General features: G+C 63.3%; 16 protein-coding genes and 1 tRNA gene. 15 read left to right on the top strand and 2 right to left on the bottom strand.

Going from position 1 to position 17315, the window contains the following annotated elements:
* The first annotated feature begins 7 nt into the window (after positions 1-7).
* From GGD67_RS36965 to GGD67_RS36915, 11 genes are all read left to right on the top strand, one after another.
* A complete protein-coding gene (locus tag GGD67_RS36965; RefSeq protein WP_028141025.1) occupies positions 8-1114 on the top strand; it encodes a DegT/DnrJ/EryC1/StrS aminotransferase family protein in 1107 nt (368 codons plus the stop codon).
* Positions 1104-2222 (top strand): DegT/DnrJ/EryC1/StrS aminotransferase family protein, encoded by a 1119-nt coding sequence (locus tag GGD67_RS36960; protein ID WP_179739835.1) that lies wholly within the window; start codon positions 1104-1106, stop codon positions 2220-2222. Before GGD67_RS36965 ends, GGD67_RS36960 begins: the two co-directional genes overlap by 11 nt.
* The gene (locus tag GGD67_RS36955) at positions 2219-3025 is read left to right on the top strand and encodes a sporadic carbohydrate cluster 2OG-Fe(II) oxygenase (RefSeq protein ID WP_018322239.1); all 807 of its coding nucleotides are present in this window, start codon (positions 2219-2221) and stop codon (positions 3023-3025) included. Before GGD67_RS36960 ends, GGD67_RS36955 begins: the two co-directional genes overlap by 4 nt.
* Positions 3018-3410, top strand: a complete 393-nt coding sequence (locus GGD67_RS36950; RefSeq protein ID WP_179739833.1) for an LIC12192 family sporadic carbohydrate cluster protein — start codon at positions 3018-3020, stop codon at positions 3408-3410. The genes GGD67_RS36955 and GGD67_RS36950 overlap by 8 nt, the downstream gene beginning before the upstream one ends.
* A gap of 25 nt (positions 3411-3435) precedes the next feature.
* The gene (locus GGD67_RS36945) at positions 3436-4101 is read left to right on the top strand and encodes a class I SAM-dependent methyltransferase (protein ID WP_179739831.1); all 666 of its coding nucleotides are present in this window, start codon (positions 3436-3438) and stop codon (positions 4099-4101) included.
* Positions 4079-4654 carry a WbuC family cupin fold metalloprotein gene (locus GGD67_RS36940; RefSeq protein ID WP_179739829.1) on the top strand — a complete coding sequence of 192 codons (576 nt, stop codon included), beginning with the start codon at positions 4079-4081 and terminating at the stop codon, positions 4652-4654. Before GGD67_RS36945 ends, GGD67_RS36940 begins: the two co-directional genes overlap by 23 nt.
* A 61-nt stretch (positions 4655-4715) precedes the next feature.
* A complete protein-coding gene (locus GGD67_RS36935; protein ID WP_179739827.1) occupies positions 4716-5687 on the top strand; it encodes a lysylphosphatidylglycerol synthase transmembrane domain-containing protein in 972 nt (323 codons plus the stop codon).
* Between the two features lie 382 nt (positions 5688-6069).
* On the top strand, positions 6070-8040 hold the full coding sequence (locus tag GGD67_RS36930) for a hypothetical protein (RefSeq protein ID WP_179739825.1): 1971 nt from the start codon (positions 6070-6072) through the stop codon (positions 8038-8040).
* A gap of 235 nt (positions 8041-8275) precedes the next feature.
* The gene (locus GGD67_RS36925) at positions 8276-9493 is read left to right on the top strand and encodes a class I SAM-dependent methyltransferase (RefSeq protein ID WP_179739823.1); all 1218 of its coding nucleotides are present in this window, start codon (positions 8276-8278) and stop codon (positions 9491-9493) included.
* On the top strand, positions 9486-10679 hold the full coding sequence (locus tag GGD67_RS36920) for a class I SAM-dependent methyltransferase (protein WP_179739821.1): 1194 nt from the start codon (positions 9486-9488) through the stop codon (positions 10677-10679). The genes GGD67_RS36925 and GGD67_RS36920 overlap by 8 nt, the downstream gene beginning before the upstream one ends.
* Positions 10680-10692: 13 nt before the next feature.
* A complete protein-coding gene (locus GGD67_RS36915; RefSeq protein ID WP_179739819.1) occupies positions 10693-11727 on the top strand; it encodes a Gfo/Idh/MocA family protein in 1035 nt (344 codons plus the stop codon).
* Here GGD67_RS36915 and GGD67_RS36910 read toward each other — a convergent pair.
* Positions 11717-13387, bottom strand: a complete 1671-nt coding sequence (locus GGD67_RS36910; RefSeq protein WP_179739817.1) for a hypothetical protein — start codon at positions 13385-13387, stop codon at positions 11717-11719. The genes GGD67_RS36915 and GGD67_RS36910 overlap by 11 nt on opposite strands.
* Positions 13388-13539: 152 nt before the next feature.
* Between GGD67_RS36910 and GGD67_RS36905 the strand changes: the two genes are divergently transcribed.
* The 3 genes from GGD67_RS36905 (at position 13540) to GGD67_RS36895 (ending at position 15467) form a co-directional block, all read left to right on the top strand.
* The gene (locus GGD67_RS36905; RefSeq protein WP_179739815.1) at positions 13540-14046 is read left to right on the top strand and encodes a hypothetical protein; all 507 of its coding nucleotides are present in this window, start codon (positions 13540-13542) and stop codon (positions 14044-14046) included.
* Between the two features lie 9 nt (positions 14047-14055).
* Positions 14056-14562, top strand: a complete 507-nt coding sequence (locus GGD67_RS36900; RefSeq protein WP_179739812.1) for a hypothetical protein — start codon at positions 14056-14058, stop codon at positions 14560-14562.
* A gap of 143 nt (positions 14563-14705) precedes the next feature.
* Entirely contained in the window at positions 14706-15467 is a 762-nt protein-coding gene (locus tag GGD67_RS36895; protein ID WP_179739810.1) for a glycosyltransferase family 2 protein, read from the top strand.
* 136 nt (positions 15468-15603) lie between these two features.
* Here GGD67_RS36895 and GGD67_RS36890 read toward each other — a convergent pair.
* A tRNA-Trp gene (locus GGD67_RS36890) sits at positions 15604-15679 on the bottom strand.
* A 151-nt stretch (positions 15680-15830) separates the two neighbouring features.
* On the opposite strand from GGD67_RS36890, the gene GGD67_RS36885 reads away from it, so the two are divergent.
* Positions 15831-17066 carry a serine hydrolase gene (locus GGD67_RS36885; protein WP_179739808.1) on the top strand — a complete coding sequence of 412 codons (1236 nt, stop codon included), beginning with the start codon at positions 15831-15833 and terminating at the stop codon, positions 17064-17066.
* Positions 17067-17315: the final 249 nt, after the last annotated feature.

Here is a 17315-nt window from a genome sequence, read left to right as displayed (position 1 = left end):
GGGTCACATGTACGACGTTCGATATTCCTATCTGCTCGAGCAATTCTCCGACCCCGCTCCGATCCTGGCCGAGATCGGCCGGCTGGTTGCGACCGGTGACTTCACCCTTGGCAAGCCCGTCGCCGAATTCGAGAAGCGCTTTGCCGAGCTGATCGGCGTGCGCCACGCCATCGGCGTCGGATCCGGCACCGACGCGCTCAAGCTGCCGCTCAAGGCGCTCGGCATTGGTCATGGCGACGAGGTCATCACCGCCGCCAACACCTTCATCGCTACCGTCGGTGCGATCGCGGAAACCGGCGCGACGCCGGTGCTGGTCGACTGCGACGATTCCTTCTGCATGAACGTCGACCAGGTCGAGGCCGCGATCACCAAAAAGACCAAAGCGATCATGCCGGTTCAGCTGACCGGCGAGGTCACCGACATGGGCAAGCTGATGGCGATCGCGCAGCGCCACAATCTCCCCGTCGTCGAGGATGCCTGCCAGGGCATCCTGTCGGAGTTTGCGGGCAAGCGCTCCGGCACCCACGGCATCGCCGCCGGCTTCTCGCTGCATCCGCTCAAGAACCTCAACGTCTGGGGCGATGCGGGCGTCGTCGTCACCAATGACGACGGCATGAACGAGAAGCTCCGCCTGATCCGCAACCACGGCATGAAGAACCGCGACGAGATCGCGATCCTCGGCTGCAATTCGCGGCTCGATTCCTTGCAGGCCGTCGTCGGCAACTGGCTGATCGGCCAGACCAGCGAGATCACGCGGCGCCGGATCGAGAACGCGGCCTATTACGATGCGGGCCTTGCCGGCCTGCCCGGCCTGCGCGTCCCGCCGCGCCGGCCCAATGTGAAGCACGTCTACCATCTCTACATGGTGTTCGCCGAACGCCGCGACGAGCTCTACCAATACTGCCTGGACAACGGCATCGAGGCCAAGATCCATTATCCAATCCCGCTGTATCAGCAGGAAGGCCTCAAGCATCTCGGCTACGCGCCCGGCACCTTCCCGGTCACCGACCGCCACGCCAAGGAAGTCATCAGCTTCCCCGTCGACCAGCATCTGACGCGCGCACAACAGGACCGTGTCATCGAGACCGTCAGGAAGTTCTGCCATGGACGCTGACACCGGCCGCCGGCGCATCGGTTACGTCAATCTTCCCGCCCAGTTCGAGGAAGAGCGCGCCGAGATCATGCAGGCGGTCGAGGGCGTGTTTTCCCGCGGCGACTTCATCGGGGGCGCAGCGGTCGGAAAGCTCGAGGAGGAATTGTCCGCCTATCTCGGCTCGCCCCATGTCGTGACTTTGAATTCCGGCACCGACGCGCTGATCCTCGCCTTGCGGGCGCTCGACATCGGCCCCGGCGACGAGGTGATCACGCCGCCGAATTCGTTCGTGGCATCGACCGCCGCGATCATCGCGGTCGGCGCCACGCCTGTGTTTGCGGACGTGCTGCCGGACCAGAACATCGATCCCGCCGCGGTCGAAGCCGCCGTCACGTCGCGCACCAAGGCGATCATGCCGGTGCACCTGACCGGGCGCATGGCCGACATGACCCCGCTGATGGCGATCGCGGACAAGAACGCGCTCGCCGTGATCGAGGACAGCGCCCAGGCGGTCGGCTCGACCTATGACGGCCGGATGAGCGGCACCATCGGCACGTTCGGCTGCTTCTCCGCCCATCCGCTCAAGAATCTCAATGCCGCAGGCGATGCCGGCTTCCTCGTCACGGCCGACGCCGAGATGGCCGCACGCATCCGCCGCCTTCGCAATCACGGGCTCATCAACCGCAGCGACGTCCAGGAGTGGGGCATCGTATCGCGGCTCGACACGCTGCAGGCCGAGGTGCTGCGCATTCGCCTGCGTCACCTGCCCTCCGTGATCGAACGCCGGCGGCGCAACGCCGCGCAATACCGCGCCGAGCTTGCCGGGCTCCCTCTGTTCATTCCGCCCTGCCGCAACATCGAGTTCAACACCTTCCACACATTCGTGGTGCAGACCGACCGCCGCAACGACTTCCAGAAATATCTGGCCGACAAGGGCATCGAGACCGCGATCCACTATCCGGTCCCGATCCATTTGCAGCCTGCCGCGGCGCATCTGGGGCAAGGCCGCGGCGCGTTCCCGGTGACCGAGCGGCAGGCGGACCAGATCCTCACGCTTCCCATTAACCAGTTCCTGTCGGCCGCCGATATCAGCTATATCTGCGCGACCGCCCGGGAGTATTTTGCATGACGGATACCGACTTCCTTCAGGCCGATGAGCAGGCGCTGGCGCAGCGCTTCATCGACAACGGCTTCGTCACAACGCCTGCCGATGATCGCGCCGGCCTCGACCGCATCCAGCGGCGCGCCGCCGAGCTGGCGGCGGACTATTTGAAGCTGCCGCACAGCAATGATCCCTATGCGATGCTGGACAGCATCCACACCCGGGTGAGCGTGGACGATCTCAACGGCCTGCGGCTGCACGTCTTCAACGGCCTCAACGCCGAGCCGTGGTTCCGGCCGACCTATTTCCGCCTGGCGCGCTCGACGATCGAGACCATCGTCGGCAACGAGCTGTGCATGCAGCGCCGCGTCAATCTCAGCATCCAGATGCCCGGTGACGATTCCTCGCTGCTCGCCACCCATTCCGACGTCTGGTCGGGCGACTCGCCGTTCGAGGTCGTGGTGTGGGTGCCGCTTGTGGACGTCCACCACACCAAGGCGATGTATCTGCTGCCGCCGTCGCTCAACGGCGACATGCAGGACCGAATGGCAAGCCTGCGCAGCGCCGAGGAGCTGTACAAGACGATCAAGCCGCACGCGACCTTCATCGAGATTCCCTACGGTCACGTGATGCTGTTCAACCAGACCCTGATGCACGGCAATCGCGTCAACGAAGAGCCCGGCACGCGCTGGAGCATGAACTGCCGGTTCAAGAGCATCATGTCGCCCTACGCCGACAAGCGCTTCGGCGAGTTCTTCGAGCCGATCCTGCTGCGCCCGGCGACGCGGGTCGGCATGCAATACAAGCTGCCGGGAGGCTTCCATGGCTGAGCGAGCCGGCCATCGCGGCTACATCGGCGCGCGGCCGCTTAACGGCAGCCGCACCCCGCAGCACGTCCAGAACATCGTGATCCGCGACTACGCGCGGCGGAAGAACCTGCAATTTCTGCTGAGCGCCGTCGAGCACATCATGCCCGGCAGTTACATGGTGCTCGAGGACATCCTGGACGAGTTGCCCCGCCTGAATGGCCTGATCCTCTACAGCATCTTCATGCTGCCGCCCGACGAGGCACGGCGACGGCAGATCTACGACCGCGTGCTGCGCGAGGGCTGCGACCTCCACGCCGCCGTCGAGGAGATTACGCTGTCGTCGCAGAAGGACATCCAGACCGTCGAGGACATCCTGCTGGTCAATAAATACGCCACGATCCTGTGACGATGCCGCGGACCGGTTGGGCCCCATGAGCGAGATCAACCTGCTCCAACCGATGCACGCATCGACCAGGCGGAACTACGTTCAGCGCGTGATCGAGCACGACAAGGCGGAATCCGCCACCGTCGCGCGGCAATGGGGACAGGACTACTGGGATGGCGACCGGCGCTACGGCTATGGCGGCTATCGTTATGACGGACGCTGGCGCCCGCTCGCCCAGACCTTGATCGATCGCTACGGCATCAAGCCCGGCATGAGCGTGCTCGACGTCGGCTGCGGCAAGGGCTATTTGCTCTACGAGTTCACTCAGCTCGTCCCCGACCTCAAGATCGCCGGCATCGACATCTCCGACTACGGCATCGCCAACGCCAAGGAGGAGGTGCGGCCGCTGCTGAAGGTCGGCAGCGCCGTCGAGCTCCCCTACCCCGATCACAGCTTCGACCTCGTGGTGTCGCTCGGCGTGCTGCACAACCTTCCGCTCGAGGACGTGTTCCGCGCGGTGTCGGAGATCGAGCGCGTCGGGCGTGGCGCCTCGAAATATCTGATGGTGGAATCATTCCGCAACGAGCGCGAGAAGGCGAACCTCCTCTACTGGCAGCTCACCTGCCTGAGCTTCCACGGCCCGGAAACCTGGGCGTGGATCTACGACAAATGCGGCTATCGGGGCGACCATGGGTTCATCTTCTTCGAATGAAGCCGGCCTGCGCCGGCCGACGTCGCTGCGCGCGCAGAATCCGGAAGTGTATTATTCGGACGACGCCATCGTCACGGCGGATGACGCCACGATCGCGGAGCTGAAACGCATCGCCGCCGGTAACCCGCGTCTGCGCAGCCGGCTGTGCACGCACCCCGATCCCGCGTCCAGCCTGCACGAGATGCTGATCGTGCATCATCGCGAGGCCTATGTCCGGCCGCATAAGCATTTTGGCAAACCTGAATCGTTTCACGTGATCGAGGGCACTGCGCAGGTCGTGATCTTCGAGGATGACGGCCGCATTCGCGACGTACTCGAGATGGCGCCCTACGGCCAGAGCAAGCGCTGCTATTATCGGATGCCCGAAAAAGTCTTCCACTCGATCCTGATCACCTCGGAATGGCTGGTGTTCCACGAAACCACCGCCGGCCCGTTTGATCCCTTACGCACGGCATTTCCTGACTGGGCCCCCGATGGCGGCGACGCTGCCGAGGTCCAACGCTACGTCACACGGATTGGCGCACTCGCCGCGGAGCATCTGGCGAGACAATAGATTTCGACCACACTCGCTGCTCGACGATCCCGCCGTGAATGATCGAGGACGAAACCAGACGATGAAGCCGCCTGCAAAAGCACTGGTTACCCTGGTCAAGTTCGCGGTGTCGATCGGGATCCTGGTATTGCTCTTGCGCAGCCAGGACTTGTCGTCCCTGAAAGCCGATCTTCTCGCGGTCAACTTGAACATGCTCGCGCTTGCGGTGTTGCTGCTGTTCGCCCAGACCTTCGTTCTCTGCCACCGCTGGATCCTGATCCTCCGCGCCATGAGCGTCCCCCTGGGATGGCTGGCCGGCTGGCGCATTCTCATCATCAGCACCTTCTTCAATCAGGTGCTGCCCGCAGGCGGCGACGCGGTCCGGATCTGGATGCTGCGGCGGAATGGCGTGCAATGGTCGCAGACGATCGGCAGCATCGTGGCCGATCGTTTCCTGGCGCTGCTGGCGCTCGGTCTCGTCATATTGACGGGAATGCCGTTCCTGCTCTCGCGGACCAGCGAGGGCTCGCTCCTGTTCGCCGTTCTGGGCTTCTTATCAGCCGCGTGCCTCGGTGCAATCACCTTGCTCACACTGAATTGGTGGCCGTCGCGCGTGACCGGCGCCCTTCCGGCCAAGCTCATACGCTCCGCAATGCTTATCAGGGTTCCTCTACTGGCGACCGAAGGACGCGGAGCGTTGATCGGATCCGCCATCTCCATTCCCTTGATCAATGTTGCGGCCTGCTATGTCCTTGCCATCGGACTGGGGGCGGAACTGTCCGCGTTGGATGCGTTCGTTCTCATTCCGCTTGTTATTCTATCGTCCGCGGCCCCGATATCGATCGGAGGTTGGGGCTTGCGCGAAGGCGCGATGGTTGCTGCCCTCAGCTTGGCGGGGCTCGCGGCCGACAAGGCCCTCGCGATATCAGTTTTGTTAGGGCTGTGCGGCCTGATCTTAGGGCTTTCCGGTGGGTTGGTGTGGATGGTCTCGCCGGAACGGGCCCACTTCACGAACCAAGCCTGGTCCGAACGGACCGACGCTGCACCGGTTTGACCGTGGCTCAAGCGCATCTTTTTCCTACGCCTCGGGCACGGCTGGGCCGACTGTCCGATCCTGCTCGGCGATCTGCTTGAGGCTGATCGTTCTCGCAGCCGTCTTCCGCAGGCGCGCCGTGACGATCGGACGGCCGAGCAGCTGCCCCGCTCGAGGCGAATTCAATTTGTCGGCTGAGATGACCTTCGACAATTGGTCATGGCCGTCGCAAACGCAGGGATGCAACATCCAGTCTCAACCGTTAGCTGGTGGGATTGCTCGGCTAAGCCTGTGATGGTAAACGCGTGAATTATTGCCCGGCGGGCAATTGGGGGCTAGGCGTGATTTCAAAGAACTTGAGAATTACCGATTTAGTTGCCGTTGCGGGCGCCGGAACGCTCTAGTGCAGTACACCAGGGAATACTCGATCGCCGCGAGAGCAGTTGTAGCCGCTCTCCTTGGTTGCGCCGTAGCCTACGTGGCGCTGCTGCTGTTGAAAAATCACCTTCCGGCATTTCAATGGAACTTCGACGACGCCTTCGACCTGACAGCGGCCCAGAAGAACTGTGACGTATGCAAGAAGGCTTTCTATGGGTCCTTCTTCCTGTGCGCACCGATTGCCGCGGCGGCCGCATTGTACACGTCGCATCGATCGTCCGGTTCAATCGCGCTGAGCACGATCACGGCGGGATTGGTCTACCTTGCTCTCCATGCCGCTAATGATCGTAGCAACTTCGCGATCACGCTGATCATTCTCGCGGTCGCAGCCGTCACGGTCGGAATTAATCGACGGGCCAATACTTACTTTCCGCCCGTAAAATCTTCGACCGGTGTCCCATTCGCTGTGGGGCTGATCGATCTGCTTCCGGTCGCATTCCTTGCCCTGCTCCTGATACCGTCCGACCTCGAACGCGTGACCTCGGTCGTGCGAGAGGAGTCCCACAAGGTCAGTTACTTCATCGGGCCTGCCCTCTACGGCTATACACCGGGCCTTATTCCGGGATTGGATTACCATTCGCATTATGGCCCAGCGCTTGGCTGGTTCTTCCACCTGATCATGGGAGATGGCTGGAAATCCGCGGCCATGCGAGCGGTCGGATTGAACATCGCGATCACGCTTGCGGTGTATATTCAGGCCTACTTCCTTCTGGCGTACTTGGTTAGATCGAGACTCCTCGCGATCGGCATCGTCACGGCCCTCGCTGTGTTGGCATTCTCCACCACCAATCACTTCTACTCGCCTTCGGCCTATCCCACGCGGTTTCCGTTGCTGATCGTCTTCGTGTTGGCAATCGGTCTGCACAGCGCCGATCCCAAGCATCCGGGATGGTTGATCGTGTCGGCCATCCTGTGCGCCCTCTCGCTGCTCTGGCAAACCGAGATTGGGCTGTTCTTTCTCGTGACAGGCACTTGCGTCGCAGCGATTGCCGGGGGTTTTCTGAATTATCGCAACGCATTCGTTTTTTTCATCACGTCGATCGCGGCAGCAATATTGTTGTGTCTGCTGCTGTTCGGACCACGCGTCCTCTCATTGACCTTCCTGATCGAGTGCTTTCGTCCACTCGTGCTCTACGGTACGGGATGGGGAAGTTCGCCGATCAAATGGACCCTCAGCTGGAGCGTGATCTACGATCTTCCGCTTCAGGTCATCGGATGTATCACCATCGGATGGGCCTCGATGCGGCTGTCACGGTCGTCTGACTCTCCGCGGGATCGGTTCGTAGCAGGAGTGCTCCTGGCGCTGTCGATGATCGGCATCGCCCTGATGATCAAGTGGGTCAACCGAACGTTGGACGCAGTCTGGCACCAGAACGCATTACCGCTGGTGATCGTCGCGGCCTGGTGGGCCCATCAATTCGCTGCGGCCTGGCGCCCCTCGTTCAAGAAGGCCGTCGGCGCTGGCGTGGCCGTTGCAACGATTGCGGCACTGCTCTTCGTACAGGACAAAATCAATCCACACCCCTACGGCCTGAGATCATACGTGTATTATCCCAGCTTGCTGATGCGGCCGTTCGTGTCTCCCTCTGTCGAAACGTGGCAGGAGGACTTTAGCCGGATCACGGAGACCGAGACGAAGTTCATCCAAGACAACTCGAAGCCCGGCGAACGGGTGCTGGTGATCGCCATGATGGATTGGGCATATCTTGCACAGGCTCATCGAGCTCCAGAGGCCTATTTCATGCCGCTCATGGTGGCCTTTGACGAACATTACGTCGATCGCTCAATGAACACGGCAAACCGGGTGTTCTACGACAATATCGTAGAGACTCGGGCCACGCTTCCACGCGTCCGCGAAACCCTGGAACGCATCAAGCGAGATTATGTGGCTGTCGAGACCAAGGGCAATTTGACCCTGTACGAGAGGCGGCATTGACTGCACGCTGCTCTGGCCTAGCTAACCGCACATGGGCCCACAGAGATCGCCTTGGAGCGGGGCCGGCATGTCTTGCAAGACCACCCGCCGGCTGGTACCTCCCGACTAAGGAGGCGGCGGCCGGAGGGGGCCCACCGGTTATCAAACGTATCCGGCGCTGGAACAGGTCATTGCCGGCCGCCTCGGTTTCAGTGAAAATCGCCTCGTCAGATCTGTCCACACGCGAGAACAGCCCGTGACCGACCATTGCCGCCTTTGCCATTCGACCAACCTGCGTCCGGTCATCGACCTCGGACTGATGCCGATTGCGCATCGGCTTCGGCATAGCCGAAACGAGCAAGATGAACGATATCCGTTCGAGGTGCTGGCTTGCGGCGATTGCGGCCTGCCCCAGATCGTCAAGCCGATCGATCCCGACATTCTGTACCGCCAGTTCAACTACAATTTCAGCAGCTGGAAGCCGGAGCCGCATCAGGCGGACGAGCTCGACACCATCGCGAAATTCTCCAAGCACCAGTCCGTGTTCGAGATCGGATGCAACGACGGCCTGTTCATGGACAAGCTGCGCGAGCGCGGCACCAAGGTCATGGTCGGCGTCGAGCCCAATCCGGTGTCGGGCAAGATCGCCCGCGAGCGCGGCATCAAGGTCTATGCCGACATGCTCAGCCCGGAGATGGCCCACGATGCTGTCGCTCAGTCCGGCAAGTTCGACCTCGTCATATCGCGCCAGGTGCTGGAGCACATGGTCGATTTCGAGAACTTCTTCGACTGCGTCAAGATCGCGCTCAGCGACGACGGCCTGCTGTTCATCGACGTGCCGGATTTCGCACCCGGCTCGGCAGTGGGCGACCTCTCCGTTCTCTGGGAGGAGCATGTCAGCTATTTCACCGAACCGACCCTGCTCGCGCTGCTGGCGCGTCACGGCTTCGAGGCGGTGTCCGTCAAGAAATACAATTTCAGCGGCGGCAGCCTCGCGATCGCGGCCCGCCGTGCCAAGGGCACCGTGACGCCGCCGCCCGCGCCGTCCGGCGTCGGCGAGAAATTCGGTCAGCGCGCACGCGAGTATGGCGCGCGTCTCCGCCCGATTCTCGCGAAGGCCCGCGCCAACGGCGCCGAGATTGCCATCTACGGCGCTGGCTGCCGCGCCTGCACCTTCACCAACGCCCACGAGCTGGCGGATCTCGTCGATCTCTCGGTCGACGACCAGAAGGAGCGTCAGGGGCTGTTCCTGCCCGGCACCGGCATTCCGATCCGCTCGCCCGAGGATCTCGCCGGCAAGCCGGGTCCGCTCGTCTGTCTCCTGGCCGTGAACGAGGAGAACGAGGCCAAGGTCAGCAGCCGGCTGCGCGAGAGCGTGAAGCGTCCGCTGCAGATGGTTTCGATCTTCGCGCCGAACGACATCTGGAGCGAGCTCGACCGTTTCGAGGCGGCCGCAGGGTCGCGGCATGGCTGAGGACAAGCTCTTCAACTATTACGAACGTCAGGATGTTCTGCCGACGTTCGGGAATTTCAAGTCGTCCACCGAGCTCGAGGCCTACGCCAGCCAGCGGCGCGAGCTGTTTTCGGACAAGCTGGTGCTGCCGCCGCGGCTGTTCCGCGATGCCGATGTGCTCGAATTCGGTCCCGATTCCGGCGAGAACGCGCTGGTGTTTGCCGGTTGGGGCGCGAACATGACGCTCGCCGAGCCGAACCGGCATGCACACCCGAAAATCCAGGCCTACTTCGCACATTTCGGCCTGACCCAGCGTCTCCGCGAGCTCGCACTGGCCGACGTCGAGGGCTTCAGCAGCGATCGCCGCTTCGACATGATCGATGCCGAGGGCTTCATCTACACGGTGCAGCCGAGCGAAAAATGGCTCGGCATCTTCCATCGGCTGCTCAATCCGGACGGTTATGCCGTCGTATCCTATTACGAGCGCTATGGCGGCTTCTTCGAGCTCGCGCTCAAGGCGATCCATGCGGCCGGCAAGGCATTGACCGGTCGCGCCCCGCTCGAAACCGCGAAGCTGCTGTTCGAGGCGAAGTGGGACAGCATTCCGCACACCCGCAGCTTCGAATCCTGGCTGATGGACGTGCTGGAAAATCCGTTCGTCCGGCATCGCTACTTTCTCGACGCGGCCACCTTGTGCGCGGCGGCGCATCAACAGGGGTTCGACGTTCATTCGGCATGGCCGGCCTACCGCGACAGCCTCGACATCTACTGGCACAAGAAAGTCCTGTCCGGCGATGAGAAGCTGCACCGCGCGACGCGCCATCTCGACCGCAGCCGCCTGAGCTTCCTCGGCGGACGAAAGCTCTATCTGGTCGGCAAGGCCGATGCCGTGCAGGCGATCTCGGCATCGATCGAGGCGCTGGTTCTCGACGTCGATCGCATGATCGACGATCCCTTCGGCGCGAGCCTGCCGCGCGTGATCGCGGGCCTTGCGTCGCTGCGCGAGACAATCCGGACTACAGACGTTCTCGCCGACGATGCCGCCGACATCGAAGCCATCATCGCGACGCTCGACAGCTTCCATCGCATCTTTGGCGCGATCGGGCGACGGGACGTGTCCGCAGTTACCGCCCTCACCCAGGCGGATCCGGCCTTCATCAACACGTGGGGACAGCCGGCGCATTTCCTCGTGATCCGGAAGCGCTAAAGGATCTTAGCCAGTGAAGCCAGGCATTGGCATCATCGGAACGGGCATGGTCGGCCAGATGTGCCACCTCGCCAATTTCGCTGCCAATCCTGCCTGCCGCGTCGTCGCGATCGCCGATCTCCGGCCGGACCTCGCTGCCGCCGCGGCGCAGAAGTTTGGCATCCCCCAAGTTTACGGCACGCACCGGGAGCTGCTCGCGGACAGTGCGGTGTCCGCCGTCGTCGTCGTGACGAAGCGTCGTGCCACCGGCCCGATCGTCCTGGACGCGTTGAACAGCGGGCGGCACGTACTGTCGGAAAAGCCGATGGCCTACACGACGGCCCAGGCCATTTCGCTGGTCGAAGCCGCGCGGCAGCAAAACCTCGTCTACAGCGTCGGCTACATGAAACGTCACGATGCCGGTGTGGCACGGGCGCTGCGGGTGCTGACGCGCTTGCGCGAAGACCGCTCGCTCGGACGCATCGTCCTGGCAAAAGGCTGGTGCTTCGGCGGCGACACGGGCCGGTCGCACGACAATTTCGTGATGACCGGCGAAGCGCGACCGGACGGGATCGAACTCTGGCAGGATGGTCCCGACTGGATGCCGCGCGCGATGCGTCCCGGCTACGATAATTTTCTGAACGTCTTCAGCCATATCATCAATCTTGCGCGCTACCTGCTCGGATCGTCGCCGACGGTCGCCGAAAGCGCGATCGAGATTTCGGGTGCCGCGCGCATCACGCTCGACTTCGACGGCATCGCCTGCACGCTGGATCTCGTGAACGGCTCCGAGGGCAGCTGGCGCGAGGGGCTGACGATCGATTTCGAGCGCGGCGCAGTGACCCTGGAATTGCCGCCACCTTTCGCCGAGCAAGAGGCGGAGGTCATCGTCGATCACGATGGTCAGAGCACGCGGCTGACGGGCGACAAGAGCTGGGCATTTCGGCGCCAGGCGGACGCCTTCGTTTCCGACGTCGCCGCGCGAGGCGTCCCCTTGGCCTCCGGCGCGGACTCAGTGACCGACATCGCGCTTGCGGAGACGGTTTGGAAACAGCGGGCTAGCGGTTAGGCGCGGCATCCTTGCTTGCGCCCTCGAGCGGCAGGACACCCGCGATGGGCCCGAGCTTGATCGTCACCTGCGCAAGTTGAGCCAGGAACTCCCCAACATCGCAGCGCGCAAGGAACCGGCACGCATAGTACTTCCGCACCAAAGTCTGGTTCGGTGCGGCCCCCGGGCCCGGCTGGAACGAGATCGTCGCCTGCGGCCCCGTCGGATCGAAATGATGGAATGCGCTTCCGGGAGCCGTCCGCGCCTCGTCCATTCCCCGCAGGATGTCGGGTCGTTCGGCCCGCAGTGCAAATCCGAAGAACGGCTGATTGCCCCAGGCAAGGCGCAGCATGCCGGTGACCTCGGCGAGGCCGAACGGCACATGCCGTGAGGGGTAGTCGAAAAAGCCGTCATCGAGCGCATAGACCGTCGCCGCGGGCTGGTCGCGGCCGGCAAGGTTGCGCGTCAGGGCCTCCTGCTTCAGCGTTCTCGCCTGCATGAAGACGTAGTCGCTCCACAGCATGCCGATCGACATGATCAGGCCCGATCCAAATATGGCTGCAAAGGCGGTGCTGGGACTGGTCCAACGTTCGGCCAGCCGCTTGAATGCGAGAAACCCCAGCGCCGCAGGCACACCGAACATCAGCAGATGTCGGCTCTCGTAGAAATGCGTGGACGACGGCCGCAGGCCGGCGATCAGATAGGGCGACGACAATGCGAGGAACAAGACCACGGCGAGCACGAGCGGCAAGGCGATCGCAAGTCTGGACGTGGTCGGCTTCGTGTCGGCGCGCAGCAGCAGCAAGACGATGCCGACGAGCACCGCCGCCAAAATGAACAGCCCCGGGACGGCGATCGCCGCGCGCAACGTGTGGGCCAGGACGTCCCTGTAGCCGGTGATGAAGAATGCCAACCATCCCTTCACCAACTCGCCGAGCGTCGGGAAATGGGCATCATAGTGCTGCGCGTACACGCCGATCCGCTTGAACCAGATATTGAGCGTGCCCCAGTAGATCAAAGGAAGCAGGATCAATTCCGGATAACCCAGGGCGCAGCGCCAGGATGCGAGCCATGTGCGGCGAACCAAGCCGCCCGTCGGCTTCCCGCCCCGCCATATTGCAACGAACAGACCAAGCATCACGAAGGCATAGAGCACGATCGTCGAGTTGAGTGCGAAGCCCAGCAGGAACACGAGCGCACAGGCCACGCGAAGCAGCACGCGCCGCAGGCCGCGGGCGCTGAAGGCCAGCGTCAACAGCCATGCGCCGATGAACAGCAGTCCGAAGCTGAAGACGTAGACCGCGTTCGCCTTGCCCGCCCACAGCTGATAGCCGGGATATGTCCAGACGATCAGCGCGAACCCAACCGCCTCGGAGCGGTCGAGCAGACCGAGACGCGTTGCGGTCAGGGCGAGCGATATTGCGCCGAAGACAATTCCAGCAATCGCCAGCGAGACCATCACGACAACGGGGGCGCCCGTCCAGTTCGCGAACGTGTCGTAGCTGTAAAAGATCGGATGACCGGCGCCGTTCAGCAGGAAATCGATGTTGATGAAATAGTCGGGACGCGGCTTGAGCACCAGCCAGTCGTCCATGAAGAGACCGTCGTTGAGGAGCATCGGCGCATGCGCAGCCAATAGCACGACGAGGAGGACGACTATCGCACGCAGCAATGGGGACATCTCGGACGGAGGAACGGCATCGCCGGCAGGATTCGCACGCCCACGTGACGTCCGCAAGGCGGGATGATGGGCTCCCTTGACCGGCAAAATGCGACCTTTTATAGACTTTCGCTCTGGCTGGGCCTGAGAGGCGTCCGGGACGATTTTCCGCAATGAACATGCTCCCGGGCCCGGCGCAAGCCGCTGCGATTGGTCTCAGTGTCGCGCTGCCGCTGCTGTTGCTGTGCTACGCGCGCATCGCCGCCACCGGCGGATCCGGCCGCCGCTTCCGGCTAGGCTGCATCACCGTCTTGGCCCTTTACGCGATCGCCTGTCTCGCGCTTCCCGGTCAGCGCCGTTATGACGACGTGCTTGGCGGCCTGTTCCTGCTCGCGACCGCGATGATGTTTTTCTACATCCTGTTCAGCCTGCTGGCCTGGGGCTTTACGCTGACGCTGCTCACGGCACTCGTTAAAGCCGGGCGTCCCCTCACCCTGGAGCAATGGGCCGTAGCCTACATGCAGGGCGGAGATCTCGGCACCTTCACGCACAACCGCCTGAAGCTCCTGGTCGGCGCGGGGATGGTGATCACGGCCGACGGCAGGCTGGCTCCGACGGCCAAGGGGGTGGCGGTCGCGCGTCTCGTCAAACTCGTTCGTCTGTCGACGGGCCTTGGGTGAGCGGCCACGATGTCCTTCGTTGTCGGATTTCTCGCCGCAGTGACCTTCGCCTTGTTGGCGCCTGCCTTGCAGCTCATGGCCCGCGCTCGCGGATGGTCGCTTGGCGCCGTGACCCTGCTTGCGATCGCCGCGATCCTCACCCATGGTCTCGGCGTGATGCTTGGAATCCTCGTCGTCCCGCAATTTCAGTATTGGGACGCCGCGTCGATTTTCGGTTTTTGCGTGATGGGTTACGTCTTCGCGTTTGGCGCAGTGTACAAATCGGTTTCCCTGGACATTCTGCTCAGCCTCCTGGACCGGCCCGGGCGGAGGGCTCCACTTTCGGAGATCATCGAACGGCAGGTTCCAGATTTGTTCCAGGGACGAATTGGGAACTTGGTCGACGGCGGCCTGGTCGAACCGGTGGATTCACATTTTGCAGCGACGGCGGCGGGCCGGACTATGGCAGGCCGCGTCGGACAGCTGCGCCGCGCCTTCGGTATCGGCGATACCAGCCTCTATGATTTTTCCGAATAGTTGCCGGGATCACACACATCGCCGGTTTCGTGCCGATTGTGCAGGGCATATCTGCGGGCCCCTTATTGTTCGCCTGGTTCAGATGACCTAGAGTTGCGCCAGGGTTCCACCAGTAATGAGTGGCCGGCAACGGGCGGCATGAGATGACACCTTCCAGGGCGGCAAAACGGCTTACGATCGTCATCCCTGCACTGAACGAGCAGGACAAGATCGCCGACACCATTGACGGCGTGCTGCCGCTCGCCCGCGAGCTGCTCGACGATTTCGAGATCTTCCTGATCGACGACGGCAGCACCGACGCCACCGGCGCGATCATGGACGAGTTCGCAGCCGGCGAGCCGCGCATCATCGTGCAACATAACGCCCAGCCGCGAGGCGTCGGTGCCGGCTTCGAATACGCCCTGTCACGCGCGAAATTCGATGCCATTACGCTCATTCCCGGCGATCACGCCTTTCAGAACGAGGGTGTTGCCCGGATGTTCAAGGCGGCGGGCGCCGCCGACCTCGTCATCACCTATCGCGACAACCAGTCGGACCGCTCCGTCAACCGCTCGCTGCAGTCGCATTCGCTTCGGTTCATCCTGAACTGCCTGTTCGGCTTCTGGCTGTCCGACTATCACAGCATGATCGTCTACCCCGTGAAATGGCTGCGCCAGATCGCGGTCAAGGCCGACGGCTACGGCTATCAGATCTGCGCGTTGATCTCGCTGCTCCAGCTCGGCCTCACCTACGTCCAGGTGCCCGTGAGCCTGAACGCAGAGCTGAAGGGCTCGTCCCGTGCGCTGCGCCTGCGTACCTATTTCGAGCTCGGCGGCACCATCGTCTCGCTGCTGCGCCGCGTTCCCATCCGGGACGTCGATCTCAGCCAGATTCCTGACGACGCGGAGCGGGCCCCGGCGCGCTAGGCGCCGCCTGGCCTGCCAACCCCGGACATCAAGCGGATGGGCTCAGGCCTGGTGAGATGGACTCGCGCGTGGCGATTCGCCCGCGGGACGCCTTGTCCCTATCCTGCCAGTACCTGACTTAAGTGATTGATTTGACTGGCAGGAGTGGCAGGGCTCGAACCTGCGACCCCCGGTTTTGGAGACCGGTGCTCTACCAATTGAGCTACACTCCTACAGACCTCGGGTCGCCCCAGGATCAGGGCCGCTTTCAAGCACAGGCGACGGCCGGTTTGCAAGGGTGAACCGCGCCCGCTTCGCTTGTTTGTACCGGGGTTTCTGGGCCACAGTCCGTTGCCGATAATCAAAAACAAACTGGGAGTGCCCATGACCGCCACAGCGACCGCTCCAGCCGCCTCACAGGCCACGATCGCAGCCTCCACCCCGCCTTTGCCCGAGGCAAGGCCGGAGACGCTCGGGCTGTCGCGGCTGCGCCTGCAGGCCATGTCGGACGCCTTCAAGCGCGAGATCGACAAGGGAACCGTTCCCGGGATCACCGTGCTGGTGGCGAGGGGCGGCCAGGTTGGCTGGTTCGAGGCGCTCGGCCGGCAGAGCCCGGCGGCCGCGGCGCCGATGACGCGGGATTCGATCTTCCGGATCTTCTCGATGACCAAGCCGATCGTCTCGGTCGCCATCATGGCCCTGGTCGAGGACGGCCACCTCCTGCTCAGCGACGCCGTCGCAAAGTTCATCCCGGAATTTGCTAGCCAGCAGGTCGGCATCGTCAAGGACGGCAAGCTGGAGCTGGTGCCGCCGGCGCGGCCGATGACCGTGCAGGACCTGCTTCGCCACACCTCGGGCCTGACCTACGAGCACCAGGGCGCCGGCCCCGTGCACAGGCTCTACCAGGAGTCCCGCGTCCGCAGCCGCAAGATCACCAACGCCGAGCACGCCGCCCTGGTGGCGAGCTTCCCGCTGGTCTGCCAGCCCGGCGCGGAATTCAACTACAGCCGCTCCACCGACATCCTCGGCCGCATCATCGAGGTCGTCAGCGGCAAGTCGCTCGGCACGTTCCTCACCGAACGCGTGCTCGCCCCGCTGCAGATGGCCGAGACCGGCTTCTCGACCTCGGAGGCCAATGCGGGCAGGCTCGCCGAGCCATTCGCGGCCGATCCGTGGACCGGCGACAAGGTCGCGCTGTTCAACATGCACGAAGCACCGGCGATGGAGTCCGGCGGCGGCGGCCTGGTCTCGACCACGATGGACTATGCTCGCTTCTGCCTGATGCTGCGCAACGGCGGCACGCTCGACGGCGCCAGGATCATCGGCCGCAAGACGCTGGAGCTGATGGCGTCCGATCATCTCGGGCCGCAGGTTCAGACCAACGGAACCCTGCTCTCGCCCGGCCACGGTTTCGGCCTCGGCTTCGCCGTGCGCCGCGAGGCCGGCATCGCGCCGTTCCCCGGCAGCGTCGGCCAATATTTCTGGAGCGGCATCGCGGGGACGTTCTTCTGGATCGATCCGAAGGAGGATCTGTTCGCGGTGTTCATGAGCCAGGGGCCGGGACAGCGCGACTACACGCGAACGCTGGTGCGGGATCTGGTTTACGCGGCGGTGGAGTGAGGTGGCGTCGCTTGAGTTGAATGATCAAGCACCAAGCTCGGTGCAACCTCTCCCGCTTGCGGGGGAGGTCGGCACCAAGTGCCGGGTGGGGGCTCTCTCCTCTTGGGAGTCCTCGATTGTGGAGACACCCCCTCCCCAACCCTCCCCCGCAAGCGCAGGGCTATCGCATATGGCTGAGGGTGGCCAAGAGGAATGCGTTGTCCCAGCCAGCGCGCTTGATTTTACGCCGGAGGGAAGCGCGATCCGGGT

The sequence above is a fragment of the Bradyrhizobium sp. IAR9 genome (genome assembly GCF_013408065.1).
In the GTDB taxonomy this organism is placed as follows: Bacteria; Pseudomonadota; Alphaproteobacteria; order Rhizobiales; family Xanthobacteraceae; genus Bradyrhizobium.
The sequence above is the reverse complement of the archived record's forward strand: the minus strand, read 5'-3'. Positions and strand labels throughout refer to the sequence as shown.